This is a genomic window from Saccharothrix sp. S26, assembly GCF_021390395.1.
In the GTDB taxonomy this organism is placed as follows: Bacteria; Actinomycetota; Actinomycetes; order Mycobacteriales; family Pseudonocardiaceae; genus Actinosynnema.
In genome coordinates, this window is record NZ_JAJUWT010000015.1 from 53125 (window position 1) to 79914 (window position 26790).

Sequence of the window (26790 nt, forward strand, 5' to 3'; positions counted from 1 at the left end):
GTCTCGGCGTGCTTCGGGGTGTGGAGACGACAACGGCGCCCACCCGCGAGATCGGGGTGGACGCCGTTCTGGCAGCTACTTGGCGCGCTTGCCGTAGCGGGCCTCGAAGCGCGCGACCCGACCACCGGTGTCGAGGATCTTCTGCTTGCCCGTGTAGAACGGGTGGCAGTTGGAGCAGATCTCGACGTGGATGGCGCCGGACGACTGGGTGCTGCGCGTGCTGAAGGTGTTGCCGCAGTTGCAGGTGACCTGGGTCGTCACGTACTCGGGGTGGATACCGGTCTTCAACGTCTTGTCCCTTTCCTAAGTGGCCGCCGGGTCCTCGTTGGGGTTCGTCGAGGTGAACCGGAGCCGGACTCGACCCGACAGTGTGCCAGATCGGCGGTCACCGACTGCAACGCGCGCCCCGTCCTGGTTGTTCCCGGTGGGAAGCGTCACAACCGCTCACCGATGGTGGTCGACCATTTGGCGCACGAGGTAACCGCTGAACTACAGAGAGCAGCGCACAGCGTTGCGTGGACGCCACACTGACCGCGTGTTGTGCACTGTCGGGCGTCCCCTGCCGCTGACCACGTGGCTGGCCGTGCCGTTCCTGTTCAGCATCGCCGTCCTCGGCCTCACCGGGTTGGGTGGCCTGCTGCTGGGTGCCCCGGGGTACCTGGCCCTGTCGAGCCCCGTGTTCGGGGCGGGCGTCGCCGTCGGGGTGGCGACGTCGAACGCGGTCCTGTGGACCGCCCGGTGGCAGCGCGCGTGGCTGCGCTGGCCGTACCTGGCCGCGGTGCTGGCCGTGGGCGTGCTGCTGGACGGCGTGCGGGTGCCCGTGGGCGCCGTGGTGGCCCTCGGGGTGCCGGTCACCGCGCTGCTGGTCGCCCAGTACTTCCACGACCGCCGCCGCACGGCCGCGCTGGCCGAGGCGGGGCTCGCCGCGCCCACGCCACCCTGCTGACCCGCGAGAACGCCGGAAGAGCCGGGCGAACACCCGAGGGTGCTGCCGAACACCTGAAGGCTCCCCCGAACGCCCCGGAACGCCCGGAACGCCCTGAAGGCCCCGCGGACGCCCGAAGGCCCGCCGAACGCCCGAAGGCCCCGCGAACACGCCGAAGCCCTCCGAACGCCCGAAGGCCCGCCCGGCAGCACGCCGGACGGGCCTTCGCGGTCGTGCGCGGTCAGTCGTTGTCCGCGCCCGGGGTGGTCTTGGCCACCTGCATCAGGAACTCGATGTTCGTGCGGCTCTTGCGCAGCCGGTCCAGCAGCAGGTCGATGGCCTGCTGGCTGTCCAGGGCGTGCAGCACCCGGCGCAGCTTGTGCATGACCGCCAGCTCGTCCGGCGAGAGCAGCAGGTCTTCCTTGCGGGTGCCGGACGAGTCCACGTCCACCGCCGGGAAGGTCCGCTTGTCCGCGATCTTGCGGTCGAGCTTGAGCTCGGCGTTGCCGGTGCCCTTGAACTCCTCGAAGATCACGCTGTCACCCGCGGACCCGGTCTCGACCAGGGCCGTCGCGATGACGGTCAGCGAGCCGCCGCCCTCGATGTTGCGGGCCGCGCCCAGGAACCGCTTGGGCGGGTACAGCGCGGTCGAGTCGACACCACCGGACAGGATCCGGCCGCTCGCGGGGGCCGCGAGGTTGTAGGCCCGACCCAGGCGGGTGATCGAGTCCAGCAGCACGACCACGTCGTGACCCATCTCGACCAGGCGCTTCGCCCGCTCGATGGCCAGCTCCGAGATCGTGGTGTGGTCCGACGGCGGCCGGTCGAAGGTGGAGGCGATGACCTCGCCCTTCACCGACCGCTGCATGTCGGTGACCTCTTCGGGGCGCTCGTCCACCAGCACCACCATCAGGTGGCACTCGGGGTTGTTCTTGGTGATCGCGTTGGCGATCGCCTGGAGCACCGAGGTCTTGCCCGCCTTCGGCGGCGACACGACCAGGGCGCGCTGGCCCTTGCCGATCGGCATCACCAGGTCGATGACGCGCGTGGTGAGGATGTGCGGTTCCGTCTCGAGGCGCAGGCGCTCGTTCGGGTACAGCGGCGTCAGCTTGGTGAAGTCCGGCCGGTTGCGGGACTCCTCCGGGTCGAGGCCGTTGATCTTGTCCACCCGCACCAGGGGGTTGAACTTCTGGCGCTGCTGCTCGCCGTCGCGCGGCTGCCGCACGGCGCCGATCAGGGCGTCGCCGCGGCGCAGCCCGTACTTGCGGACCAGCGACAACGACACGTACACGTCGTTCGGCCCGGCCAGGTAGCCCGAGGTGCGGACGAACGCGTAGTTCTCCAGCACGTCGAGGATGCCCGCCACGGGCAGCAGGACGTCGTCCTCGCGCACCTCGGTGTCGGTGGCGGGACCGCCGTCGTCGCCCCGGCCACCGCGCCGGCGGCGGTCGCGGAAGCGGCGACCGCGACGGCCGCCCTCCTCGTCGCCGTCGTCGCCCTGGCTCTGCTGGCGGTTGCGGTTCTGGTCGCGGTCGCGGCCACCCCGGTCGCCACGATCGCCGCGGTCGTCCCGCCCGCCCCGGTCGGACCGGTCGCGGTTGCCGCGCTCGCCCCGGTCGGAGCGCTGCTCGCGCTGCTCGGAGCGGTCGGACCGGTCACCGCGGTCGGACCGGTCGCCCCGGTCGGAGCGCTCGGCGCGGTCGGGCCGCTCGCCCTGCTGGCGCTCGCCCTGGCGGCCGTCACCCTGCGCGCGGCCGTCACCCTGCTGGCGGTCGCCCTGCTGGCGGTCGCCCTGGACGACGCGGTCGGCCTGGGCGGGCCGGTCGGCCTGCGGCGCCTGCTGCGCGTCCGCGGCCGGGGCCTCCGGGCTGCCCGCGGGGCGGTTGGCGGACCGGCGGCGGCGGTTGCCGCGGCGGCCGCTGTCCTCCTCGGCGGGGCGGTCGGTCACGTCGAGCTGCTGCTGGGTCGGCTTCTCCACCGCGGGCAGCGCCTCGGCGGGCTTCTCGACCACGGGCGCGGCGACCGCCTTGGCGGTCTCGGCCTTCTTCTCGGCCTTGGGCGGCGTCGCGGCACTGCCCCGACCGGAGGTGCCGCCCTGCCGCTCCTTGATGGCCGCGATCAGGTCGCCCTTGCGGAGGCCGGCCACGCCGGTGATACCCAGCTGACCTGCGAGTTCACGGAGTTCGGCCAGCACCATTCCAGAGAGGCCCGCGCGCTTGCGCGGCGTGGCGCTGCCGTTCGAAGGGGTGGTCAGAGCGTTCTCCTCGGCTCCGGAACTGGCAGCGGGGTCGGGAGCAGCAGGAGCTTGGCTGCTCAGTACATCGGTGTTGGTCACACATGTCCTTCCTGACCGGAGCGCGCCTCCTACGCGATCCAGCGGACCTGCCGTCCGACGGAATGCGGCGCGGCAGTTTCGTCCCGGTTCAGGCGGACCTGGCGACGGCGCGGAACGCGCACGAAAGCGGAGTCCTCCGGTGCGGGACTTCGGTCACACGGCGAGCGGGTGCCTTCCAGCGTCGGCCCCGTCCATACGGCACAGAGCCAAGTCACTGGAGGAATGCGATCCGGAACGAACGTCCGGGCACCACACCGGCGCCCGTGCGCGCGGTGACTGATGGCCCCGAGGGTAGACGCCGGTCCGGCCGGGTGCAACAACCGGGGCACGGCGCGTCGCATCACTCAGCCGAGTGGCGCAACCCGGACTCCGGCCAGGTCGACCGGTACGGCACGGGCCTCGAACCCGGTCGTGTCCACCCGGGGCGGCAGCACACCGTCGGGTGGCAGGGCCAGGACCGTGGGTCCGGCGCCCGACACCGCGGCCGCCACCCCCGCCTCCCGCAGCGACCGCACCAGGCGTGTCGTCGCAGGCCAGGCGGGTTCCCGGTAGGGCTCGTGCAGCCGGTCGTCCAACGCGTCGAGCAGCAGCGAGGGGTCCGCGGTGAGGGCGTGCACGGCCAGCGCGGACCGTCCCGCGGCGAACGCCGCGTCCTCGTGCGGCACCTTCGACGGCAGCAGCCCCCGGGTGGTGTGGGTGGACGACTCCTCCGCCGGCACCAGCACCACCGGCGTCACGCCGGGGTGCGGGTCCACACGGACCGCGCGGTAGCGGTCACCCTGCGTCCACGCGATCACCACACCGCCGAACATCGCCGCCGCCGCGTTGTCCGCGTGGCCCTCGAACTCGGCGGCGAGTTGCAACGCGCTCGTGTCCGACTCGCGACCGGCGAGGGCGAACCCGGCCGCCACGCCGGCCACCACCGCCGCCGCCGAGGAGCCGAGGCCCCGCGCGTGGGGGATGGCGTTGCGGCACGTCAGCCGCAGCCCCGGGACGTCGAGCCTGAGCCGCTCGCACGCCGCCCGGAACGCCCGCACGACCAGGTGCCGCTCGTCGGTCGGCACGTCGGAGGCGCCCTCGCCGGACGCCTCCACCACCAGCCCGCCGCCGGTCACGGCGAACTCCAGCTCGTCGTGCACGCCCAGCGCCATGCCGAGCGCGTCGAACCCCGAGCCGAGGTTCGCCGTGGACGCGGGGACGGTGACGCGGACGGCGTGGGCGGCCAGGGCCGTCACGCCAGCTCCAGGGCGGTCGCGACCGCGCCGGGGTCCACCGGCACCGGCTCGACCTCGGGCATGCCGAGCAGGGCCGTGTCGGGGTCCTTCAGGCCGTGGCCGGTGACCGTGCAGACGACCGTGGAGCCCTTGGGCAGCCTGCCGTCGGCGGCCGTGGCCAGCAGGCCCGCCACGCTGGTCGCCGACGCGGGCTCGACGAAGATGCCCTCGGTCGAGGCCAGCAGCCGGTAGGCCTCCAGGATCTTCTCGTCGGTCACGGCCTCGAACAGGCCGCCGGACTCCTCCTTGGCGGCCACCGCGCCGGTCCACGACGCCGGGCTGCCCACCCGGATGGCGGTCGCGATGGTCTCCGGGTTCGCCACCGGCGCGCCCAGCACCAGCGGCGCGGAGCCCGCGGCCTGGAAGCCGAACATGCGCGGCGTCGAGGAGGTGACCCCGTCCTCGTGGTAGTCCGAGTAACCACGCCAGTACGCGGTGATGTTGCCCGCGTTGCCGACCGGCAGGCAGTGGATGTCCGGCGCGCGGCCGAGCACGTCGCAGATCTCCCACGCGGCGGTCTTCTGGCCGATCAGCCGCACCGGGTTGACCGAGTTGACCAGCGTGATCGGGTACTCGGTCGAGGTCTTGGCGGCCAGCTCCAGGCAGTCGTCGAAGTTGCCGTCGATCTGGAGGATCTTCGCGCCGTGCGCCACCGCCTGGGCGAGCTTGCCCAGCGCGATCTTGCCGCGCGGCACGAGCACCGCGGCGGTGAGGCCCGCCTTGGCCGCGTAGGCCGCCGCGCTGGCCGAGGTGTTGCCGGTCGACGCGCAGATCACCGCGCGGATGCCGCTGGCCAGGGCGTGCGTCATGGCCACGGTCATGCCGCGGTCCTTGAACGAGCCGGTCGGGTTCGCGCCCTCGACCTTGATGTGGACGTCGCAGCCGGTGAGCTCCGACAGGTGCCGGGCGGCCACCAGGGGCGTGCCGCCTTCGTGGAGGGTGACGACCTCGGCGCCCTCGGGGAGTCGGATCCGGTCCGCGTAGGCGTGGATGATGCCGGGCCACCCCGGTCGCACGCCTGCTTGGATCGTCATGTCTCTTCGCCTTCCACCCTCATCACGCTGACCACTTCCCGAACCACGGGCAGCCCGCCGATTTTGTCCACGGTCGACCGCAGTGCCGCGTCGGTCGCGGCGTGGGTGACGATCACCAGGCTGGCGTCGTCGACCCGCCCCTCCTGCCGCACCGCCGCGATGCTCACGTCGTGTTCCGCGAACACCGCCGCCACCTGCGACAACACGCCCGCCCGGTCGGCGACGTCGAGGCTGATGTGATAACGCGTGGGCGTCTGGCCCATCGGCCGCACGGGCAGGTTCGCGTAGGCCGACTCACGCGGCCCGCGCCCGCGGTGCACCCGGTTGCGGGCCACCGCGACGAGGTCGCCCAGCACCGCGCTGGCAGTCGGGGCGCCGCCCGCGCCCTGGCCGTAGAACATCATCTCGCCCGCCGCGTCGGCCTCCACGAACACCGCGTTGAACGCGCCGTGCACGCTCGCCAGCGGGTGGGAGGTGGGGATCATCGCCGGGTGCACGCGCACCGAGATCCCCTCGCCCTCGTCGTGCGCGACGCGCTCGCAGATGGCGAGCAGCTTCACCGTGCGGCCCAGGGCCTTGGCGGCGGCGATGTCGGCGGCGCTGACCTGCGCGATGCCCTCGCGGTGCACGTCGGCGGCCGTGACCCGGCTGTGGAACGCCAGCGACGCGAGGATCGCGGCCTTGGAGGCGGCGTCGAAGCCGTCCACGTCCGCCGTCGGGTCGGCCTCGGCGTACCCGAGACGGGTCGCCTCCTCCAGGGTCTCGGCGTAGCTCGCCCCGGTGGAGTCCATGCCCGAGAGGATGAAGTTCGTGGTGCCGTTGACGATGCCCATGACCCGGGTGATGCGGTCACCGGCCAGCGACTCGCGCAGCGGGCGCAGCAGCGGGATCGCGCCCGCCACCGCCGCCTCGAAGTACAGGTCCGCGCCCGAGGCGTCGGAGGCCTCGAACAGCTCCGCCGAGTGCTCGGCCAGCAGCGCCTTGTTCGCGGTCACCACCGACTTGCCCCCGCGCAACGCGGCGAGCAGCAGCGTACGGGCGGGCTCGATGCCGCCGATGACCTCCACGACCACGTCCACGTCGGCGGAGGTGACCAGCGCCTCGGCGTCGGTCGTCAGCAGCTCGGCGGGCACGTCGCGGTGCTTGTTCGGCCTGCGCACGGCGATGCCGGCCAGCTCGATCGGCGCGCCGACCCGCGCGGTGAGGTCGGCCGCCTGGTCGGTGAGCAGCCGGACCACCTCGGTGCCGACGGTGCCGCAGCCCAGCAGCGCGACCCTGATCGGTTTGCCCTCGTGGCTTGCCACTTCTCATACCTCCAGGCGGAACAGGTCTTCCTCGGTCTCCCGGCGCAGCAGCAACCGGGCCTGGCCGTCCACGACCGCGGCGAGCGCGGGCCGGGGCAGCCGGTTGTAGCCGCTGGCCATGGAGTAGCAGTACGCCCCGGTGGCGGCGACCGCGATCAGGTCGCCGGGCGCGAGGTCGTCGGGCAGCCAGCAGTCGCGCACGACCACGTCACCGGACTCGCAGTGCTTGCCCACGACCCGGCACAGCACCGGCTGTGCGTCCTCGCCCGCCGCGCGCGAGACCAGCTTGCAGTCGTAGACCGCGTCGTACAGCGCGGTGCGGATGTTGTCGCTCATGCCGCCGTCCACGCTGACGTACCGGCGGACCACGCCCGCGTCGAGCTGGACGTCCTTGATGGTGCCCACCTCGTACAGCGTCACCGTGCCGGGGCCGACGATGGCGCGGCCCGGCTCGACCGCGATCTTCGGCGCGGGCAGCTGCGCGTGCTCGCACTCCTTGGCCACGATGTTGTGCAGCTGCCTGGCCAGCTCGGCGGGCGGCGGCGGGTCGTCGTCCGGGGTGTAGGCGATGCCGAGGCCACCGCCGAGGTCCACGGTCGTGACGTGGTCGAGGATCGCGTCGCCGTGCTCGTCGCGCAGGTCGGCGAGCAACCCGATGACGCGGCGCGCGGCGACCTCGAAGCCGCTGGCGTCGAAGATCTGCGAGCCGATGTGGCTGTGCAGGCCGACCAGCCGCAGCCCTTCGGACTTCAGCACCCGGCGGGCCGCCTCGGCCGCGTCGCCGGAGGACAGCGAGAAGCCGAACTTCTGGTCCTCGTGCGCGGTGGCGATGAACTCGTGCGTGTGCGCCTCGACACCGACCGTCACCCGGATCATCACCGGCTGCACCCGGCCGCGCTCGCGGGCCACCTGGTCCAACCGGGCGATCTCGTAGAACGAGTCCAGCACGACCGCGCCGACCCCGGCCTCGACCGCGGCCGTCAGCTCGGCCACGGACTTGTTGTTGCCGTGCAGCGCGATCCGCTCGGGCGGGAACTCCGCGCGCAGCGCCACGGCCAGCTCGCCGCCGCTGGCCACGTCGATGCTCAGGCCCTCCTCGGCGACCCACCGAGCCACCGCGACGGACAGGAACGCCTTGGACGCGTAGTGGACGCGGGTCGGGTCGCCGAACGCCTCGGCGTGCTCGCGGCAGCGGGCGCGGAAGTCGGCCTCGTCCATCACGAACAGCGGGGTGCCGTGCTCCTGGGCGAGCTGCCGCACGTCCACGCCGGCCAAGCGCACCGCGCCGTCGTCGTCGCGCTCGGCGTTGCGGGGCCACACCTGCGGGTGCAGCGCGTCCAGGTCCCGCGCGGACGTGGGCCGGTTGCCGGCCGTGTTGGAGGGGACGAGGACGTCGGCGTGCCGGGGACCGGCCGGGTGCGCGCGCATCACATGCGCTCCGGCGCGGTCACGCCCAGCAGCGCGAGGCCGTTGGCGAACACCTGGCGGGTCGCCGCGCACAGGCTCAGCCGGGCCCGGTGCAGCTCGGTCGTCTCCTCGTCGCCCCTCGGCAGCACCCGACACGCCTCGTGGAAGCGGTGGTAGGTGCCCGCCAGCTCTTCCAGGTAACGCGCCACGCGGTGCGGTTCGCGCAGCTCGCCCGCGGTGGCGATGACGCGCGGGAACTCGCCGATGGTGCGGATGAGGTCGCCCTCGCGGTCGTGGGTGAGCTCCTCCACCGCGTCACCGGGCGTAACGCCCAGGTCGGCGGCGTTGCGCAGCACCGACGACAGCCGCGCGTGCGCGTACTGCACGTAGAACACCGGGTTGTCGTTGCTGCGCTTGCGCAGCAGGTCCAGGTCGATGTCCAGGGACGAGTCCACCGACGAGCGGCTCATGGCGTACCGGGCGGCGTCCACGCCGACCGCGTCCACCAGGTCCTGCATGGTGATCACGGTGCCCGCGCGCTTGCTCATCCGCACCGGCTTGCCCTCGCTGACCAGGTTCACCATCTGGCCGATCAGCACCTCCACCGACGCCGGGTCGTCGCCCAGCGCCGAGGCGGCGGCCTTGAGCCTGCCGATGTAGCCGTGGTGGTCCGCGCCGAGCATGTAGATGCACAGGTCGAAGCCGCGCGACCGCTTGTCCACCAGGTACGCGATGTCACCGGCGATGTACGCGGGGTCACCGTCGCTCTTGATGACCACGCGGTCCTTGTCGTCGCCGAACTCGGTGGACCGCAGCCACCACGCGCCGTTGTCGAAGTACAGCGCGCCGGAGCCCTTGAGCTGCTCGACTGCCTTGGTGACCGCGCCCGACTTGTGCAGCGAGTCCTCGTGGAAGAAGACGTCGAAGTCGGTGCCGAAGTCGTGCAGGTCCTTCTTGATCTCCTCGAACATCAGGTTCACGCCGATGCGGCGGAACACCTCGTGCGAGTCCTCGCTGGTCAGCGCGCTGGGCTCCTGGCGGAGCACCTCGGCGGCGATGTCGCTGATGTAGCCGCCCGCGTAGCCGTCCTCCGGCGCGGGCTCGCCCTTCGCGGCGGCGATCAGGGACCGGACGAACCGGTCGATCTGCGCGCCCGCGTCGTTGAAGTAGTACTCGCGGGTGACCTCGCCGCCGTTGGCGGTCAGGATGCGGCCCAGCGCGTCGCCGACCGCGGCCCAGCGGGTGCCACCCAGGTGGATGGGGCCGGTCGGGTTCGCCGAGACGAACTCCAGGTTGATCCGGGTGCCGGCGAGCTGGTCGCCCCGGCCGTAGGCCTCGCCGGCCTTCAGCACGTCGCGCACGATGGCGCCCTGGGCGTCCGCGGCCAGCCGCAGGTTCAGAAAGCCCAGGCCCGCGACCTCGACCGAGGAGATGGCGTCGGTGCCGGTCAGCGCCTCGGCGAGCCAGCCGGCCAGGTCGCGGGACGTCACGCCGACCTTCTTGGCGGTCTGCAGGGCCAGGTTCGTGGCGTAGTCGCCGTGCTCGGGGTTGCGGGGGCGCTCGATCGTGACCGCTGTGGGCAGGGCGGCGGGGTCGAGGCCGCGGGTGGACAACACGTCCACGGCCGTCGCACGGACCAGTTCAGCGAGCGCAGCGGGAGTCACCCGGCAAGTCTAGGGAAGCGTTCCCGCTGGTCTCGACCGGGATGGGCGTCCCGCGAAGTGGGAACGGACACGGCCCGTGACCACCGGCTGTGACGGGCAGTTGACGGTGATCAGACACGGTGTCCCTACACTGGCCCGCGGCATGGGCGTATGACGAGACTGAGGCGGACATGACCAGCGGCAAGAAGACGAAGGCCGCGCGCTCCAGCGTTGCGGCGGCGCGCTCCTCGGTGGTGGCCAAGAAGCCGAAGCCGTGGGGGACCATCATCGCGGTGGTAGCCGTGCTGGCCCTGGCCGGCACCGTGTTCGGCTACGCGTTCTCGCAGATCTCGGAGCAGAACGCGAAGGAAGAGGCGCTCGCCCAGTGGACGCCGTCCGAGGAGAACAAGGACCCCTCGGACAAGATCGCGGGCGTGGTGAAGGTCGAGTACGAGGCGAGCAAGCACGTCGACGCCGCGCAGCGGGTCGCCTACGACCAGTCGCCGCCCTTCGGCGGTCCGCACGACAACGTGTGGGCCGACTGCACCGGCACGGTCTACGACAAGGCCGTCCGCAACGAGAACATGGTCCACCCGCTGGAGCACGGCGCGGTGTGGATCACGTACAACCCGGACCAGGTCAGCGGTGAGGCGCTGGACAAGCTGAAGGCGCGCGCCGACGGCCAGCCGTTCACCATGCTGTCGCCCTACCCCGGCTTGGACAAGCCGATCTCGCTGCAGTCGTGGGGCCACCAGCTCAAGCTCGAGAGCGCCGACGACGAGCGCATCGACCAGTTCATCCAGTCGCTGCGGCGCAACCAGTACACCTACCCGGAGGTCGGCGCGTCCTGCGAGTCGCCGAACTTCGACGTGGCCAACCCGCCCGCGTTCGTGGCGGAGGCCCCCGGCCCCGACGCCGTCCCGATGACCGGCGGCAGCGACGCGGCCACGCAGGAGAGCGGCACGCCGTCCGCCTCCGACGCGCCCGCCGCCACCTCCACGCCGGGCAGCTGACCGTGGTCGACGCCGAGCAGGAGGAGGTCACCCCCACCCGCGGGGTGACCGCGACCAGGGCCGCCGTCGCGACGGTGGCCGTGCTGGCCGTCCTCCTGCTCGGCGCCGCCATCGGCCTGCTGATCAAGGTCCCGGGCTCGGACACCGGCTCGACGCCGCCGCGCGACTCCGTGGACGTCGGGTTCAGCCAGGACATGTCGGCGCACCACCTCCAGGGCGTGCAGATGGCCAACATCGCCCGCGAGCGGACCGCCGACCCCGCGATCGAGCAGCTCGCGTTCGACATCTCGTCCACGCAGCTGGAGCAAGTCGGCCGGATGAAGGGGTGGCTGTTCCTCTGGGGCTTCCCGGAGCAGTCGTCCGACGGCAGGCACATGTGGTGGATGACCTCGTCGACCCACGGCCACTCCGCCGGCGGCTCGGGCGCGGGCTCGGCCGACCCGGAGCAGGCGATGCCGGGCATGGCCTCGCCGCAGGAGATCGCCAAGCTGCGCACGTTGAGCGGCGTCGAGTTCGACGTGTACTTCCTCCAGCTGATGCTGCGCCACCACCAGGGCGGTGCGCCGATGGCCGAGTACGCGGCCACGCACGCGGGCCAGAACGTCGTGCGCACGCTCGCGGACAACATGCTCAAGTCGCAGACCGGCGAGAGCACCTACATGCAGCAACTGCTCACCGAACGCGGCGCCGCTCCCCTGCCGAGCTGAGCACGCGCTCGGTCACCGCGATCGCTGCTGGGCACCATCACCGGCGTGCCCGAACGGACCGCCGACCTCGCCGCGCGGCGAGCTGCCGCAATCGCTTGATCCGGGTCGGCGACCGGTCGTGGCCTCCCTGAGCGAGCGGTGGGCCGTCCGACCCCGCGGTTTCACGTCACCCTGATGGGGCTACCCGCCGGTAGTAACGTGAGAGACCGCCCGCGAGGTGGCCGGGCGGCGCACTCCGACACGGAGGTCGGCGATGACCGCAGTGGACCCCGATCGCGACGTCGACGAGCGCACCGCCCGCGAGGTCGCCGAACAGGCGCGCGAGACGCGGTGGCGCCACCCCAGCTTCGGCCGCGAGCTCTTCCTCGGCCACTTCCGCCTCGACCTGATCCACCCGCACCCCAGCGGCTCGGCCGAGGACCGCGAGCGCGGTGAGACGTTCCTGTCCGCCCTGCGCGAGTTCTGCGAGCACACCGTGGACGGCGCGCAGATCGAGCGCGACGCCCGCATCCCCGACCACGTGCTCACCGACCTCAAGCAGCTCGGCGCGTTCGGCATGAAGATCAAGCGCGAGTACGGCGGCCTGGGCCTGTCCCAGGTGTACTACAACCGGGCGTTGATGATGGTCGGCTCGGTCAGCCCGGCGTTGGGCGCGCTGCTGTCCGCGCACCAGTCCATCGGCGTGCCGCAGCCGCTCGCGCTGTTCGGCACCGACGAGCAGAAGCGGCGGTACCTGCCCCGCTGCGCGACCGGCGCGATCAGCGCGTTCCTGCTCACCGAGCCGGACGTGGGCAGCGACCCGGCCCGCCTGGGCACCACGGCCACGCCCACCGACGACGGGTACGTGCTCGACGGCGTGAAGCTGTGGACCACCAACGGCGTGGTGGCCGAGCTGCTGGTGGTGATGGCGCAGGTGCCGGGCAAGGGCATCAGCGCGTTCGTGGTCGAGGGCGACTCGCCGGGCATCACGGTGGAGAACCGCAACGAGTTCATGGGCCTGCGCGGCCTGGAGAACGGAGTGACGCGGTTGCACCAGGTCCACGTGCCGAAGGAGAACCTCATCGGCCGGGAGGGCGAGGGGCTGAAGATCGCGCTCACCACGCTCAACACCGGCCGGTTGTCGTTGCCCGCCCTGTGCGCCGGCTCGGCGAAGTGGTGCCTGAAGATCGCCCGCGAGTGGTCGGGGCTGCGCGTGCAGTGGGGCCGGCCGATCGGCAAGCACGAGGCCATCGCGGGCAAGGTCGCCTACATCGCGGCCACCGCCTACGCGCTGGAGGCCGTGCTCGACCTGTCCAGCGAGCTGGCCGACGCGGGCGGGCACGACATCCGCATCGAGGCGGCGCTGGCCAAGCTCTACGGCTCGGAGATGGCGTGGCGGGTCGCGGACGAGCTGGTGCAGCTGCGCGGCGGCCGCGGCTACGAGACGGCGGCGTCCCTGGCGGCCCGCGGCGAGCGGGGCGTGCCCGCCGAGCAGGTGCTGCGCGACCTGCGGATCAACCGGATCTTCGAGGGCTCGACCGAGATCATGCACCTGCTGATCGCGCGCGAGGCGGTGGACGCGCACCTGGCCGTCGCCGGGGACGTGATCGACCCGGAGGCGGACGCCAAGCGCAAGGCGCGGGCGCTGGCCAAGGCGGGCGGGTTCTACGCCAGGTGGCTGCCGACGCTGGTGGTCGGCAAGGGCCAGGTGCCGCGCGCGTACGCCGAGTTCGGGCCGCTGGCCGGGCACCTGCGGTTCGTCGAGCGGTCCAGCCGCAAGCTGGCCAGGCAGACGTTCTACGCGATGTCCCGCTGGCAGGGCGGGCTGGAGCGCAAGCAGCGGTTCCTGGCGCGGATCGTGGACATCGGCGCGGAGCTGTTCGCGATCAGCGCGGCGTGCGTGAAGGCGGCGGCGGACGGCGACCGGGCCGTGGAGCTGGCCGACGCGTTCGCCGCGCAGGCCAGGGTGCGGGTGGACGAGCTGTTCGACCGGCTGTGGCGCAACTGCGACGATTCGGACGCGGCGCTGGCGCGGCACGTCCTGGAGGGCCGGTTCGCCTGGCTGGAGGAGGGCGTGCTGGACCCGTCCACCCCGGGACCGTGGATCGCGGACTCGACGCACCGGGAGTCCACCGCGCGGGACGTGCACCGCAAGACGCCGTAGCCGAAGCGGCGACCGTTGTACACGGGGCAGGTGTTTGCGGGCGCGGCACCTGCCCCGTGGCACGGTCGAAAGGGGACCACGTCCCCCGTACTCCCCTTTCGACTCCCCTTCTGACAACGGAAGGAACAACACCCTCCAGGAGGAGGTAACGAGTGACGCTACGTCATTACCGGCGAGTTGAGACTTGCGACGTTTGAGTGAATCACCAGGTGAGAGCCACTCGACTACTCTCAGACAGTCACCGCACCGCGGCGGTCGAACACCAGCTCGCGCGCCGACCTCAACCCGATCTCGATCGCACCGCTGAGCACCGCCCCGTCACCCAGCTCCCCCGCCACGATCCGCGGCACGAGCGGCGTCATCCGCCGCAACGCCGCCTCCAGCGGCTCCAGGAGCAGGTCGGTGTTGCTGCCGATGCCGCCCCCGAGCACCACTAGCTCCGGGTCGATCACCGCCACCACCGAGGCCACCACGAACGCCAGCCGCTCGGCCTCGTCCCGCACCGCCGGCAACGCCCGCTCGTCACCGGCCTTCGCCGCCGCGAACACCTCCCGCGCCGACCGCACCGCCAACCCGCGCTGCTTCGCCAGCGCCACCACCGACTCCGCCGCCGCGGCCGCCTCGACCTGGCCGCGCTGCCGTCCGTCCTCTTCGGACTGACCGGGGTAGGGCAGGTAGCCGACCTCGCCCGCCGCGCCGTGCGCGCCGCGGAACAACCGACCGTCCACCACGATCCCCATGCCGATCCCGGTGCCGACGGTGACGCAGACGAACACCTCCGCGCCCCGCGCCACCCCGTGCGCCTGCTCGCCGACGGCGGCCAGGTTCGCGTCGTTCTCCACCACCAGGCCCGGGCCCAGCGCGGCCTCCAGGTCGTCCAGCAGCCCCGGCCGCTCCCACCCGGGCAGGTTCGGCGCGTGGTGCAGCGTCCGGTCGCGCGGGTCGGGCACGCCGGGCGTGCCGACCACCTTCACCACCAGGTCGGCCGACGTCAGCCCGGCCTCGGACACCGTGCGCTCGGCCAGCTCCCGCACCGTGCGGACCAGCGCCGTCGCCGAACGGCACCGGTTGCGCTCGTCCACGCGCGCGATCACCGACCCGGCCAGGTCCGCCACGGCCACCCGGATGCGCTGCCTGCCGATGTCCACGCCCAGCACGTGCCCCGCCGCCGGGTTCGGCTCGTAGAGCATCGCCGACCGGCCCGGACCGGTCGACGTGCGGCCGATGAGGCGCACCAGGCCGTGCTGCTCCAGGTCCAGCAGCGCCTGGCCCACGGTCGGCTTCGACAGGCCGGTGTCCTTGGCGATCTGCGGCCTGGTCGCCGGACCGCCCACCCGCAGCCGGTCGAGCACCGCGCGCTGGTTGAGCACGCGCATCCCCGCGGGGGTGCCCACCGGGGGTGGATTCCGGGCCGTCACGGGGAGTGAGTGTAGATCGGGTGGAGCAGCATCCGGACAGGCTTGCGGACAAGATGGGTGACCACTCTTGACAACGATGTCACCTGCCCCTTTGCTTCGCTGAAGATCGGGTCGGTTCGGGCGGAAGGCGTGCAATGGGGCACAAGCGCGGCAGGAGATCGCTGGTGGTCGTCTCGACCATCGCACTGGCGGTGGGAAGCGTGGGAGGCTGGTCGTCCGCGACCGCCGCACCGGGGGAGCCAACCGTGAGCGAGACGCTGTTCGCCACGTCGTTCGAGGACGGGCAGCCGCAACCCGCCTGGGCGAGCACCGTGGAGACGGGCCCGGACGGCACGCCGAAGACCTCCGGCGTCAACGGCACGGACTCCAGCGGCATCCCCGGCAACGTCACCGACCGCGTGGTCGACGTGGCGGCCAACTCGGAGAACTCCGGCGCGGGCGAGGTCAAGGAGAACCTGGTCGACGGCAACGTGACGTCGAAGTGGCTCACCTTCACCCCCACCGGCTGGGCGCGGTTCACCTTCGCCGAGCCGGTCGCGGTCAAGCGCTACGCGATGTCGTCGGCCAACGACGTCCCCGAGCGCGACCCGAAGGACTGGACGCTGCGCGGCTCCGACGACGGCACGACGTGGATGCCGCTGGACACCCGCACCGGTGAGGCGTTCGCCGAGCGGTTCCAGACCAAGACCTACGACATCGCCAACACCCGCGCGTTCAAGCACTACCAGCTCGACATCTCCGCCACCGCGGGCGGCGTGAACCTCATCCAGCTGGCGGAGGTGCAGTTCTCCGACGGCTCCGCCACCCCGCCGGCGCAGAACATGCGCACCACCGTGGGCAAGGGCGCCAACGGCGGCTACAACGCCAAGGCGGGCGCGGGCTTCACCGGCGTGAAGGCGTTGCGCTACCAGGGGACGCACGTCGCCGAAGGGCGCGGCTACTCCTACAACAAGGTCTTCGAGGTCGACATCCCGGTCACGCCGACCACCGAGCTGTCCTACCTGATCTTCCCGTCGTTCACCACCGACGACCTGAACTACCCGGCCACCTTCGTGTCGCTGGACCTCGCGTTCGCCGACGGCACCTACCTCAGCGACCTCGGCGCGCGCGACCAGCACGGGTTCGAGCTGTCACCGCGCGGCCAGGGCGCGGCGAAGTCGCTCTACACCAACCAGTGGAACCGGGTCGCGTCCGTGATCGGCGCGGTCGCGGCGGGCAAGACGATCAAGCGGGTGCTGCTGGCGTACGACAACCCGAAGGGCCCGGCCGGGTTCAACGGCTGGGTGGACGACATCGCGGTGAAGTCCGCGCCGGTCGTGGTGGAGCGGCCCCGGCCGTCGGACTGGGTGCTGACCACCCGCGGCACGAACTCCAGCGGCTCGTTCTCGCGGGGCAACAACTTCCCGGCCACCGCGGTGCCGCACGGCTTCAACTTCTGGTCGCCCATGACCAACGCGGGCTCGATCAGCTGGCTCTACGAGTACGCCAAGACCAACAACCGGGACAACCTGCCCACCCTTCAGGCGTTCACCGCGAGCCACGAGCCCAGCCCGTGGATGGGCGACCGGCAGACGTTCCAGGTGATGCCCTCCACCGGCACGCCGACCGCCGACCGGGCGGCGCGCGCGTTGCCGTTCAAGCACGAGAACGAGGTCGCCAAGGCCCACTACTACGGCGTGCGGTTCGAGAACGGCATGCGCACCGAGATCGCGCCGACCGACCACGCCGCGCTGTTCCGCTTCACGTTCGTGGACGACGCGTCGAACCTGGTGTTCGACAACGTCAACAACAGCGGCGGGCTCACGCTGGACCCCGCGTCCGGCGTGGTGACCGGCTTCTCCGACGTCAAGAGCGGCCTGTCGACCGGCGCGACCCGCCTGTTCGTGTACGGCGTCGTGGACAAGCCCGTGGTGGCGAGCGGACGGCTCACCGGCGCGGGCCGCGACGACGTGGCTGGCTTCTTCCGGTTCGACACCTCCGCCGACAAGACCGTGACGATGAGGATCGCCACGTCGTTGCTGGGCGTGGAGCAGGCGAAGAGGAACCTGGAGCTGGAGGTGTCCACTTCGGACACGTTCGACTCGGTGCGCGACCGGGCGCAGCAGGCGTGGGACCGCGTGCTGGGCATGGTCGAGGTCGAAGGCGCGTCGGAGGACCAGCTCACCACGCTGTACTCCAACCTCTACCGGCTCTACCTCTACCCGAACTCGGGCTTCGAGAACACCGGCACCGCCGACGCGCCCAAGTACCAGTACGCCTCGCCGGTGCAGGCCGCCGGGCCCGCCACGCCGACGCGGACCGGCGCGAAGGTCGTCGACGGCAAGATCTACGTCAACAACGGGTTCTGGGACACCTACCGGACCACCTGGCCCGCGTACAGCCTGCTCACGCCCCGGCGGGCGGCCGAGCTCGCGGACGGCTTCGTGCAGCAGTACCGCGACGGCGGGTGGATCTCGCGCTGGTCCTCCCCCGGTTACGCGAACCTGATGACCGGCACCAGCTCCGACGTGGCGTTCGCGGACGCGTTCGTCAAGGGCGTGCCGCTGCCCGACGCCGAGGCGGCCTACCAGGCGGCGGTGAAGAACGCGACGGTCGCGCCGCCGAACGCGGGCGTCGGCCGCAAGGGCCTGGACACCTCGATCTTCACCGGCTACACCTCCACCGCCACCGGCGAGGGCATGTCGTGGGCGATCGAGGGCTACGTCAACGACTACGGCATCGCGAACATGGCGCGCGAGCTGCACGAGCGCACCGGTGACGCGCGGTACCAGGCGGACTACGAGTACTTCGCCAACCGGGCGCAGAACTACGTGCACATGTTCGACCCGTCGACGGGCTTCTTCCAGGGCCGCAACCCCGACGGCACGTGGCGCGTGCCCACCGACGAGTACGACCCGCGCGAGTGGGGCCACGACTACACCGAGACCGACGGCTGGAACATGGCGTTCTCCGTGCCGCACGACGGTCAGGGGCTGGCCAACCTGTACGGCGGCCGGGACGGGCTGGCGAAGAAGCTGGACGACTTCTTCGCCACGCCGGAGACGGCGAAGTTCCCCGGCTCCTACGGCGGCGTGATCCACGAGATGACCGAGGCGCGCGACGTGCGGATGGGGCAGCTCGGGCACTCCAACCAGGTGTCGCACCACATCACCTACATGTACGACTACGCCGGTCAGCCGTGGAAGACGCAGGAGAAGGTGCGCGAGATCCTGTCCCGGCTGTACCTGGGCAGCGAGATCGGCCAGGGCTACCCCGGCGACGAGGACAACGGCGAGCAGTCGGCGTGGTGGCTGTTCAGCGCCATGGGCTTCTACCCGCTGCAGATGGGCAACGACACGTACGCGATCGGGTCGCCGCTGTTCAAGAAGCTGACCGTGCACCTGGAGAACGGGCGCTCGCTCGTCGTGAACGCGCCCGCCAACTCGGCGAAGAACATCTACGTGCAGTCGTTGAAGGTCAACGGGAAGACGTGGGACAAGTCGTACCTGCCGCACTCGGAGATCGCGGGCGGTGGCGTGCTGGACTTCGAGATGGGGTCGTCGCCGTCGCGGTGGGCCACCGGTCCGGACGCCGCCCCGCCGTCGTTGACCAAGGGGTCGGCCGCGCCCGCGCCGCTGCGGGACGTGACGCTGCTCGGGACCGTGACCGGGGCGCCGGCGTCGGTGCTGGACAACACCTCGCAGACCTCCGGCGCGCTGTCGTGGTTGCAGGTGGACCTGCCGTCGAAGAAGGAGAGCGCGACGTTCTACACGTTGACGTCGGGCAAGGCCGCGGGCGACCCGGCGGCGTGGGTGCTGAAGGGCTCCTACGACGGCAAGACGTGGTCCACCGTGGACGAGCGGTCCGGCGAGGTGTTCGGGTGGCGGCAGCAGACGCGGGCGTTCAAGATCGCCCGGCCGGGGCACTACCAGCACTACCGGCTGGAGTTCCCGGGCTCGGCGACGGTGGCCGAGTTCGAGCTGCTGGCCAAGCCGTTCGCGGCGTGCACGGCCACGGTGACCGGTGAGCACGCCGGGCCGTTGCGCGTGCAGTCCGGCGTCACGTGCGTCGACGGCGCCTCGGTGACCGGTCCGGTGACGGTGGCGGCGGGCGCGTCGCTGTACGTGTTCGGCGGCCGGGTGGACGGCCCGGTGAACGCCACCGGCGCGGCGGCCGTCGTGCTGGTGGAGACGACCGTGGGCGGCCCGGTGAACGTCACCGGCACGACCGGTGAGCTGTCGCTGGAACGGGTGAACGCCGGCGGGCCCGTGCGGCTGGTCGACAACAAGGGCGGCACGCTCGTCGCCGGCAACGCGGTGAGCGGGCCGCTGTCGTGCACGGGCAGCGACCCCGCGCCGGTGAACAGCGGCTGGGCGAACTCGGCGAGCGGGCCGAAGACGGGTCAGTGCGCCGGGCTGTAGGTGGTGGTCACCAGGAGATTTCGCGGCACCTGCGCGCGGAGTCCCCTGGTTCGACCTGGAGCGTGGCGTGCTCGATGTGGTAGCGCTCGGCCAGCAGCGCCTGCGCCGAGCGCAGCACCTCGGCCGGGTCGACGTGGTCGAGCGTGGTCAGGTGGGCGGAGGCGACCTCCATGCCCGAGGTCAACGTCCAGACGTGCAGGTCGTGCGCCTCCGCCACCCCCGGCAGGCGGCTCAGCGCGGCCTGCACCTCGGCCACGTCGAGGCGTTCCGGGGCGTGCTGGAAGAGGATGCGCAGCGCGCTCGCGGCGAGCTTGTAGGTGCGCGGGAGGACGAACAGGCCGATCGCGACACCCATGATCGGGTCGGCGTAGCGCCAGCCGAACAGCAGCGTGACGGCACCGCTGATCAGCACCCCGACCGACCCGATGAGGTCGGCCAGGACCTCCAGGTACGCACCGCGGACGTTGATGCTGTCCTTCGCGCCCTCCCGCAGCATGAAGAACGAGACGACGTTGGCCACGAGGCCCGCGCCGGCGGCCAGCACGACGGGCAGGCCGGGCACCTCGGGCGGGTTGCCGAACCGCCCGACGGCCTCGTACACGACGTAGCCCGCCACGCCGAACAGCAGCACGGCGTTCGCCAGCGCGGCCAGCACCTCGGCGCGGTAGAGGCCGAACGTGCGGCTGCCGCCCGTGCGCGCGCGGCGGGCCAGCATGATGGCGGCCAGCGCCATGCCGACGCCCAGGACGTCGGTGAGCATGTGGGCGGCGTCGGAGATCAGGGCCAGCGAGCCGGTGGCCACGCCGACGGCGAACTCCAGTGCCATGAACGCCGCGCCGATGGCGAAGGCGACCCAGAGGCGGCCGAGGTGCTTGGCGCTCCCCGACGACACACCGTGGCCGTGTCCGTGACCCATGAGCGGAACATATAGTCACATGCGCATGAGTGCAACTTGGAGTGTCAAGGTCGCCACCGACGTCCCAAGGCGCGGACCAGGCCCGGCGCGACCCGGTTGCCCAGGTGGACCGCCTTCGCCTCTGCCGTGACGGGTACCACCGGACGGCTCTTGCGCACAACCTCGAGCACTTCGGCCGCGACCTTCTCCGGGCCGAAGCCGCGCAGCCGGTAGGCCCTGGTCGCCGCCGCCCGCCGGTCGTCCTGCTCGGCGGCCGTGCTGCCGGCGAACGTGAACGTCCGGGTGATGTCGGTGCGCACCAGGCCGGGGCAGAGGGCGGTGGCCCTGACGCCGTGCTCGCGCAGTTCGGCGTCCACGCACTGGGCGAGCATGAGGACGGCGGCCTTCGTGGTCGAGTAGGCCGACAGCGCGGCGGTCGGGAAGTAGCCCGCGGCCGACGCCGTGACGACCAGGTGGCCCGTGCCCCGTGCCGCCATCCCCGGCGCGAAGGCCCGCAACACGTGCACGACACCCCACAGGTTGACGTCCACGACCCGCCGCCAGTCGTCCTGCGACGTGCGCAGGAACGACCCGGCCAGGCCGATGCCCGCGTTCGCCATCACCACGTCGGGCACACCGTGCCGTCGCAGGACCTCCTCCGCGACCGCAGCCACGGCCGCCGCGTCCGCGACGTCGACGCGGTAGGCGTGACCACCGACCGCCTCGGCCACCTGCCGCGCCCTGTCCTCGTCCACGTCCAGCACGACCACCTCGGCGCCGTCCCGCGCGAAGGCGGTGGCGGTGGCGCGCCCGATCCCGCTGCCACCGCCCGTGATGACGACCAACCGCCTGCGCCACCGGCCGTCGACGACGTCCTCGATGTGCCGGGCCACCTGCTCCGGGTGCGTCCGCGACGCCCAGTGCCCCGCGTTCAGGCGACTGCGGGTGAGCTCCCGCACCCAGGGTTCGGCTGCCTCCAGGTGCTCCCGGACCACGTACGGGTCTTTGGCCAACTCGATCTGGTGAACCGGGACCGCGACCACCTCCGGCCGCCGTGACCGGCCGACGTTCGCCCGGTACAGCTCCAGCCCGTTGACCAACTCCCGCCTGCCCGCCCGCAACCACTTGCGGACCCACGGCACCCGCCACACCAACTCGGGCACCACGGGCACCTTGAACCCGGCGATGTACCAGGACCGCCACAGCACCTTCGCCAGCTTCAGGGGCCGCAAACGATTGCGACTCACCCAGTCCCCGACGTGCCCCAGATCGGGCCCGGAAACACTGGTGAACGACAGGAACAACTCGGGCCTCGCCCGCACCGCCGCCCAGCCCTGCAACGACCCCCAGTCGTGCCCGACGAGGTGCACGGGCCCACCGACCGCCTCGACGACCGCCACCAAGTCCCCGACCAACCGCTCCAACCGGTACCCCTCACCCCCCACCGGCGCCTGCGACCCACCCGCACCCCGCACGTCGTACCGAACCACCCAGAACCGCTCCCCCAACCTCTCCGCCACGCCCTCCCACACTTCGGACGTATCGGGGAACCCGTGCACCAACACCACCGCGACCGCCCCGACCACCCCACCCTCCACCACCCGAATCCGCAGGTCATCACTCCGAACCACCCGCTCACGCCAGGTCTGCACAGCCCCAGAGGGTAGGGGGTGAAAACCACCTCGCGGAGTGCGCTAAGCTTCCACCCGTAGCTACGGCCCCCGTAGCTCAGGGGATAGAGCACCGCCCTCCGGAGGCGGGTGCGCAGGTTCGAATCCTGCCGGGGGCACATCCTAAAAGGCCCGCTGACCAGCACGAATGCTGATCAGCGGGCCTTTACCTGTCCGGCTGCGTTCGGCCAAAACCGGCCTTTTACGGGCGTCTGTGCCGATGGTGTGCCGAGGAGATCCCACTGAGCGTGGGCGATCAGAGCCTCCACCGAGTGCCAGCCCACTGCGCGACCTGCTTCGGCGGGCGGCCAGGCTCGTACCCACAGCAATTGGCTCACATCGACAGATGAAGCCTGGACGGCGGTGTTGCCCGTGCCTCGGCTGGCGCTGTGGACCAGCCCTCTGACTCCGTAAATCCGTCACGCTGGTTGCTTGTCCGACGAAGCGGCAGCAGCGGCCTCAGCCAAGGCGGGTTGGAGCTCCGCCTGGCTCTACGCGCTTTCTTGCGTTCGATGCCGACGTTCACAGCAGCAGGCGGACTGATCACATACGCAGAGCGCTGAGACGGCCGCACAGCGGCGCACGAGCCGCAGCGGGCCGGTGTTTGGCAGGAAGGCGACAGCGGGCGTCCGCGGTCCGTCGTGGTCAGCACGATGGCGGCATGGGAAGAGTTCTTCGGTTGTTGGCCGCTGGTGCGGTGGGGGTTGGGGTGTTGGTGCCGGTCGGGGCCGGGGCGGGGGCGGTTGGGTGCGATTTTCCCGCTCAGGTGTTGGACCTGCGCAGTTGGAAGGTGCAGTTGCCGATCGGCGGGGAGGAGGATCCCGACGAGGTCAAGCAGCCGGCGTTGGCGACGTACCGGGTGGATCCCTGGTTCGTGGTCGACCCGGGTTGTCAGGGGGTGCGGTTCCGGGCGGCGGTCGACGGGGTGACCACCAGTGGGTCGAAGTACCCCCGGTCGGAGTTGCGGGAGATGAACGGGACGGCGAACGCGGCGTGGTCGTCCACCAGCGGGACGCACGTGATGACCGTCGACCAGACCGTCACGAGGTTGCCGAACGACAAGCAGCACCTGGTGGTCGGGCAGATCCACGGCGGTGACGACGACATCTCGGTGTTCCGGGTCGAGGGGCGCAACCTCTACGTCACCAACGGCGACGACGCGCACTACAAGCTGGTGACCGACGACTTCCGGCTCAACACCCGGTTCCAGGTGAAGTTCGTCGTCTCCGGCGGCAAGATCAACGCCTACTACAACGGCACGTTGGCGGCCACGCTGAGCGCGAGCTTCAGCACCGGCTACTTCAAGGCGGGCGCGTACACGCAGGCCAACTGCGGCAACTCCAGCCCGTGCAGCGCGAGCAACTACGGCGAGACGATCATCCACAACGTGGTGCTGGGCGACAGCACGCCCCAGCCACCCACCGGCGACCGGCTGCCGGTCTCGGCGGTCACCGCGAGCGGTGACGACGGGAACGTGCCGGGCAACACCCTGGACGGCGACCTGTCCACCCGGTGGTCGGACGAGGGCGACGGCGTGTGGATCCGGTACGACCTCGGTTCGGCGCGCCCGGTCGGGTCAGTGAGGTTGGCGTGGCACAAGGGCGACACCCGCCGCCACGACTTCCGGATCCAGACGTCGTCCGACGGCACCCGCTGGACGCCGGTGTTCTCCGGCTCCAGCAGCGGTACCACGCTTCAGCCCGAGACCTACGACATCCCCGACACCACGGCCCGCTACGTCCGCGTGGTCGGTTACGGCAACACCGGCAACGACTGGACCAGCATCAGCGAGACCACCATCCACCCGCCGGCCTGATCGAACGCCCGCCCGGGAGCCCCAGCGGTTCCCGGGCGGGCCGGTGCGTTCAGCGACGCCGGGCGGCGAGCCGCCGGATCCGCTGGGCACGGGCGATCGCTTCGTCGACGCCGCCGACGTCCTCCACGCGGTCGGCGGCGTCTTCGAGCAGTTGCGCCGCGTACTCCGCCAACTCGACCGCGATGGTGGTGAACCCGTTGTCCACCAGGCGGGCCACCTCGTCCAGCGCCCGCTCGACGTGGTGGAGGTACTGGTCCGCCGCACCGAGGCTGACGTAGTCGGGCACGTCGATGGCGAACTCCAGCCGCTCCCGCAGCCCCCGACCGTCGAACGCCCGGTCGGCCTCCACCCCGGCGGCCACGTCCAGCCGGGCGCGCAGCACCTCGTCGGCCTTCGCCGCCGCCATCAGCTGGTCCACCAGCCACTCCGGGTCGCGGCCGAGCAGGAACGCCCGCAACCGCTTCTCCGTCAACGGTTGAGCCCGCCGCCGCACGGGCGTCGAGCCCCGGCCCGCCTGCTCCAGCCACGCCAGCGCCACCGCCACGCAGTGCTTGCAGAACTCGACGTCGTGCGGGCAGGAGCACCGGCCGCGCAACCCGCTCCGGGTGACGTCCAGCCGCACGCGGTAGGCGTGCGTGCCCTCGACCGTCGCGCTCACCGCCGTGCCGTCCACGCTGATCCGCCGCACGTGCCCGGCGGCGAAGTACTCCTCGCCCCGCTGGAACGACTTGGGGTCGGCCAGTTCCCGGACCACGCTCGCGCTCACCTCTACTGCGACCACGATCCACATCTTCCCGCACCCGGGAAAGGGGAAAGGCGCACCCGCCCCGACGTCGCGCCCGTCGGCACGGCGTCGCCCTGGTTGGGGGCGGGTGCGCCTTCTGTGGAGGAACCGGGTTCCAAGGGAGGGGACCCGGTTCGGTGGCGGCTGGGTGCCGCTATGCCTCCAAGGTCGAGCGGCGAACGCTCAGCGCCCGACGGCGCGGGGTCGACCGCGGTCCACGTCCACTTCGGACATCGGGTGGAATCCACCACACCGCCCGCGCGGGGTGCGCGGCGGTGACGGCACGGGATCCGGGCCGAGGTCCGGCGGCCCGCGGTCCGACGGGCGTGGTGCGGCTGGAGCCGGGTCGACCCAGCCGCCCCGCCACCCCACCCGCCGACGTCCGCGCGGCGCCGACCGCCGGACGACCCGGTCCCCGGACACCTCCGCCAACGACTTGTCCGCCGACCAACGGCCTGGGCCGCGCCCGCGGTGGCGAACCGGGCGGATCAGGCGGTTCGGGTGACGCGCACCGGTCGGCCGCGCAGGACCACGGCGATCGGGTGGGCCAGTTGGTCCAGGTCGGACCTCGGGTCCTCGGCGTAGACGACGGCGTCGGCGGGTGCGCCCGGTTCCAGGCCCGGCAGGCCCAGGTAGGCGCGGGCGTCCCAGGAGGCGGCGGCGAGGGCGTCGTGCGGGCGCAGGCCGGCGTCGGCCAGGGCGCGGACCTCGTCGATGATCCGGCCGTGCGGCAGCGAGTCCGTGCCCGCCAGCACCCGGACGCCCGCCTCGGCCGCGGCGGCGACCAGGGACGGGTGGGCGTCGGCCCCGCGCAGGTACCACCGCCTGGCGGGGCTGTCGGGGCGGGCGCTCACCTCCGGGCGCGACCGGCGCATGACCGCCAACGTCGGCGTCAACGCGGTGCCCTGGGAGGCCATGCGGGTCAGCAGGTCGGGGTCGAGCAGCATCCCGTGCTCCACCGAGTCGACCCCGGCCAGCACCGCCACCTCACCGCCCGCGGCCTGCTGCGTGTGCACGGCGACCCGACCGCCCACCGCGTGCACGGCCCGCACCACGGCGGTCAGCACGTCCAGCGGCACGGGTTCGCCGTTCGACCGCCAGTCGCCGATCACCTTCGCCCACCCGGTGCGCGCCGCCTGCGCCGCGGCGATCGCGGGCAGCTCGGCGTGGTCGGCGCGACGGCCCCAGCCGTCGAAGAACTGGCCGTGCTGCGCCAGCCACGGCCCGGCGTGCCAGGCCCTCGGCGTGTCCGGGTCGACGCCGAACCACGGCGGCGGCTCACCGGCCAGCCCCGGCGCGCGGATCACCGCCACCCCGGCGTCCACGTGCTGCCGCAGGTGCTCGCGCAGCATCACGTCGTCGAGCGGGTCGCCCACGGCCTCGGCCCCGGGGTGCGTGTGCGCGTCCACCAACCCCGGCAGCAGCCACCCCTCGGCGACCAGCTCCGCGTTCGGCACGGGGTCGGTGGTCCAGCGGTCGCCGTCGGCGTAGAGGTCGACGTGCTCGCCGTGCGGCAGGGCCCGCCCCCGGATCCGGATCACCACGAGGCCCAGTGTGCCCGCGCGGAGGCCGTGAAGGGATCGGTTGTGCGAATCGCGGCGCTGCGGTAGGAGTTGACACCGGTGTCAGGTTCGAGTCGCACGGGGGTGGGCCATGCGGATCGGTGAGCTGGCCGAGCGCACGGGCGTGAGCGTGCGCTCGTTGCGGTACTACGAGCAGCAGGGGCTGTTGACGTCCGAACGCACCGCCGGCGGCCACCGCGAGTACCCCGAGCGGGCGGTCGACCGGGTCATCCGCATCCAGGAGCTGTTCGCCGCCGGGTTGAGCAGCAAGAAGATCGCGCTGATGCTGCCCTGCATGAGGGACGCCGACGGCGGGCCGTCCGAGATCGCCACGCCGCGCCTGGTGGACGACCTGACCGCCGAACGCGCCCGGATCGACCGGTTGATCACCGACCTGGTGCGGTCGCGGGAGGTGCTGGACGAGGTGATCGACGCCGCCTCCGGCCGGCGCTGACACCCG

19 protein-coding genes and 1 tRNA gene are annotated in these 26790 nt (G+C 72.1%); 8 read left to right on the top strand and 12 right to left on the bottom strand.

The genetic code is table 11. From position 1 onward, the window contains the following. Positions 1 to 75 precede the first annotated feature (75 nt). Positions 76 to 288: a 50S ribosomal protein L31 gene (rpmE, locus tag LZG04_RS24435; RefSeq protein ID WP_233820518.1), complete on the bottom strand. Its 213-nt coding sequence runs from the start codon at positions 286 to 288 to the stop codon at positions 76 to 78. Between the two features lie 247 nt (positions 289 to 535). On the opposite strand from rpmE, the gene LZG04_RS24440 reads away from it, so the two are divergent. Further along, the gene (locus LZG04_RS24440) at positions 536 to 946 is read left to right on the top strand and encodes a hypothetical protein (RefSeq protein ID WP_233820521.1); all 411 of its coding nucleotides are present in this window, start codon (positions 536 to 538) and stop codon (positions 944 to 946) included. A 220-nt stretch (positions 947 to 1166) separates the two neighbouring features. On the opposite strand, the gene rho is transcribed toward LZG04_RS24440, so the two are convergent. The 6 genes from rho to argS form a co-directional block, all read right to left on the bottom strand. Next, entirely contained in the window at positions 1167 to 3260 is a 2094-nt protein-coding gene (rho, locus tag LZG04_RS24445; RefSeq protein ID WP_233820523.1) for a transcription termination factor Rho, read from the bottom strand. A 344-nt stretch (positions 3261 to 3604) separates the two neighbouring features. Beyond that, entirely contained in the window at positions 3605 to 4495 is an 891-nt protein-coding gene (gene thrB, locus LZG04_RS24450; protein ID WP_233820524.1) for a homoserine kinase, read from the bottom strand. Further along, positions 4492 to 5568: a threonine synthase gene (gene thrC / locus LZG04_RS24455; protein ID WP_233820527.1), complete on the bottom strand. Its 1077-nt coding sequence runs from the start codon at positions 5566 to 5568 to the stop codon at positions 4492 to 4494. Before thrC ends, thrB begins: the two co-directional genes overlap by 4 nt. Continuing rightward, on the bottom strand, positions 5565 to 6872 hold the full coding sequence (locus tag LZG04_RS24460; protein ID WP_233820529.1) for a homoserine dehydrogenase: 1308 nt from the start codon (positions 6870 to 6872) through the stop codon (positions 5565 to 5567). Before LZG04_RS24460 ends, thrC begins: the two co-directional genes overlap by 4 nt. A 3-nt stretch (positions 6873 to 6875) precedes the next feature. Next, positions 6876 to 8300 carry a diaminopimelate decarboxylase gene (gene lysA, locus LZG04_RS24465; RefSeq protein ID WP_233820531.1) on the bottom strand — a complete coding sequence of 475 codons (1425 nt, stop codon included), beginning with the start codon at positions 8298 to 8300 and terminating at the stop codon, positions 6876 to 6878. Next, positions 8300 to 9943: an arginine--tRNA ligase gene (gene argS / locus LZG04_RS24470; protein WP_233820533.1), complete on the bottom strand. Its 1644-nt coding sequence runs from the start codon at positions 9941 to 9943 to the stop codon at positions 8300 to 8302. The genes lysA and argS overlap by 1 nt, the downstream gene beginning before the upstream one ends. Before the next feature lie 170 nt (positions 9944 to 10113). On the opposite strand from argS, the gene LZG04_RS24475 reads away from it, so the two are divergent. The 3 genes from LZG04_RS24475 to LZG04_RS24485 all read left to right on the top strand — a co-directional run bounded on the left by LZG04_RS24475 (position 10114) and on the right by LZG04_RS24485 (position 13785). Continuing rightward, positions 10114 to 10935 (top strand): DUF3105 domain-containing protein, encoded by an 822-nt coding sequence (locus LZG04_RS24475; protein WP_233820535.1) that lies wholly within the window; start codon positions 10114 to 10116, stop codon positions 10933 to 10935. A gap of 2 nt (positions 10936 to 10937) precedes the next feature. Continuing rightward, the gene (locus tag LZG04_RS24480) at positions 10938 to 11642 is read left to right on the top strand and encodes a DUF305 domain-containing protein (protein ID WP_233820537.1); all 705 of its coding nucleotides are present in this window, start codon (positions 10938 to 10940) and stop codon (positions 11640 to 11642) included. 253 nt (positions 11643 to 11895) lie between these two features. After that, positions 11896 to 13785 (top strand): acyl-CoA dehydrogenase family protein, encoded by a 1890-nt coding sequence (locus LZG04_RS24485; protein ID WP_233820539.1) that lies wholly within the window; start codon positions 11896 to 11898, stop codon positions 13783 to 13785. A 230-nt stretch (positions 13786 to 14015) separates the two neighbouring features. Here LZG04_RS24485 and LZG04_RS24490 read toward each other — a convergent pair whose 3' ends face one another. Beyond that, complete coding sequence (locus LZG04_RS24490) at positions 14016 to 15161, bottom strand: ROK family transcriptional regulator (RefSeq protein WP_233820934.1); 1146 nt, start codon at positions 15159 to 15161, stop codon at positions 14016 to 14018. A 176-nt stretch (positions 15162 to 15337) separates the two neighbouring features. Here LZG04_RS24490 and LZG04_RS24495 point away from each other — a divergent pair, with 176 nt between their 5' ends. After that, on the top strand, positions 15338 to 19603 hold the full coding sequence (locus LZG04_RS24495; RefSeq protein WP_233820541.1) for a GH92 family glycosyl hydrolase: 4266 nt from the start codon (positions 15338 to 15340) through the stop codon (positions 19601 to 19603). A 7-nt stretch (positions 19604 to 19610) separates the two neighbouring features. Here LZG04_RS24495 and LZG04_RS24500 read toward each other — a convergent pair whose 3' ends face one another. Together LZG04_RS24500 and LZG04_RS24505 are read right to left on the bottom strand one after the other, a co-directional pair. Beyond that, positions 19611 to 20519 (bottom strand): cation diffusion facilitator family transporter, encoded by a 909-nt coding sequence (locus tag LZG04_RS24500; protein WP_233820542.1) that lies wholly within the window; start codon positions 20517 to 20519, stop codon positions 19611 to 19613. A 44-nt stretch (positions 20520 to 20563) separates the two neighbouring features. Continuing rightward, positions 20564 to 22084, bottom strand: coding sequence for an SDR family NAD(P)-dependent oxidoreductase (locus LZG04_RS24505; protein WP_308199279.1), 1521 nt, complete (start codon positions 22082 to 22084; stop codon positions 20564 to 20566). A gap of 131 nt (positions 22085 to 22215) precedes the next feature. On the opposite strand from LZG04_RS24505, the gene LZG04_RS24510 reads away from it, so the two are divergent. Next, a tRNA-Arg gene (locus LZG04_RS24510) sits at positions 22216 to 22287 on the top strand. Positions 22288 to 22829: 542 nt separating this feature from the next. Continuing rightward, complete coding sequence (locus LZG04_RS24515; protein WP_267937672.1) at positions 22830 to 23984, top strand: polysaccharide lyase family 7 protein; 1155 nt, start codon at positions 22830 to 22832, stop codon at positions 23982 to 23984. A gap of 49 nt (positions 23985 to 24033) precedes the next feature. Here the strand turns inward: LZG04_RS24515 and LZG04_RS24520 are convergent, their stop codons facing one another. Together LZG04_RS24520 and LZG04_RS24525 are read right to left on the bottom strand one after the other, a co-directional pair. Beyond that, on the bottom strand, positions 24034 to 24765 hold the full coding sequence (locus LZG04_RS24520; RefSeq protein WP_233820545.1) for an SWIM zinc finger family protein: 732 nt from the start codon (positions 24763 to 24765) through the stop codon (positions 24034 to 24036). Positions 24766 to 25256: 491 nt separating this feature from the next. Further along, positions 25257 to 26312 (bottom strand): amidohydrolase family protein, encoded by a 1056-nt coding sequence (locus LZG04_RS24525; RefSeq protein ID WP_233820546.1) that lies wholly within the window; start codon positions 26310 to 26312, stop codon positions 25257 to 25259. Positions 26313 to 26421: 109 nt separating this feature from the next. Here LZG04_RS24525 and LZG04_RS24530 point away from each other — a divergent pair, with 109 nt between their 5' ends. Further along, positions 26422 to 26784, top strand: a complete 363-nt coding sequence (locus LZG04_RS24530) for a MerR family transcriptional regulator (RefSeq protein WP_233820547.1) — start codon at positions 26422 to 26424, stop codon at positions 26782 to 26784. Positions 26785 to 26790: the final 6 nt, after the last annotated feature.

Bases quoted from the DNA above. Each gene is read 5' to 3' on its own strand.
- thrC (WP_233820527.1), bottom strand. From the start codon at position 5,568: ATGACGATCCAAGCAGGCGTGCGACCGGGGTGGCCCGGCATCATCCAC.
- lysA (WP_233820531.1), bottom strand. From the start codon at position 8,300: ATGCGCGCGCACCCGGCCGGTCCCCGGCACGCCGACGTCCTCGTCCCC.
- LZG04_RS24475 (WP_233820535.1), top strand. From the start codon at position 10,114: ATGACCAGCGGCAAGAAGACGAAGGCCGCGCGCTCCAGCGTTGCGGCG.
- LZG04_RS24485 (WP_233820539.1), top strand. From the start codon at position 11,896: ATGACCGCAGTGGACCCCGATCGCGACGTCGACGAGCGCACCGCCCGC.
- LZG04_RS24490 (WP_233820934.1), bottom strand. From the start codon at position 15,161: ATGCGCGTGCTCAACCAGCGCGCGGTGCTCGACCGGCTGCGGGTGGGC.
- LZG04_RS24495 (WP_233820541.1), top strand. From the start codon at position 15,338: ATGGGGCACAAGCGCGGCAGGAGATCGCTGGTGGTCGTCTCGACCATC.
- LZG04_RS24500 (WP_233820542.1), bottom strand. From the start codon at position 20,519: ATGGGTCACGGACACGGCCACGGTGTGTCGTCGGGGAGCGCCAAGCAC.
- LZG04_RS24515 (WP_267937672.1), top strand. From the start codon at position 22,830: ATGGGAAGAGTTCTTCGGTTGTTGGCCGCTGGTGCGGTGGGGGTTGGG.
- LZG04_RS24530 (WP_233820547.1), top strand. From the start codon at position 26,422: ATGCGGATCGGTGAGCTGGCCGAGCGCACGGGCGTGAGCGTGCGCTCG.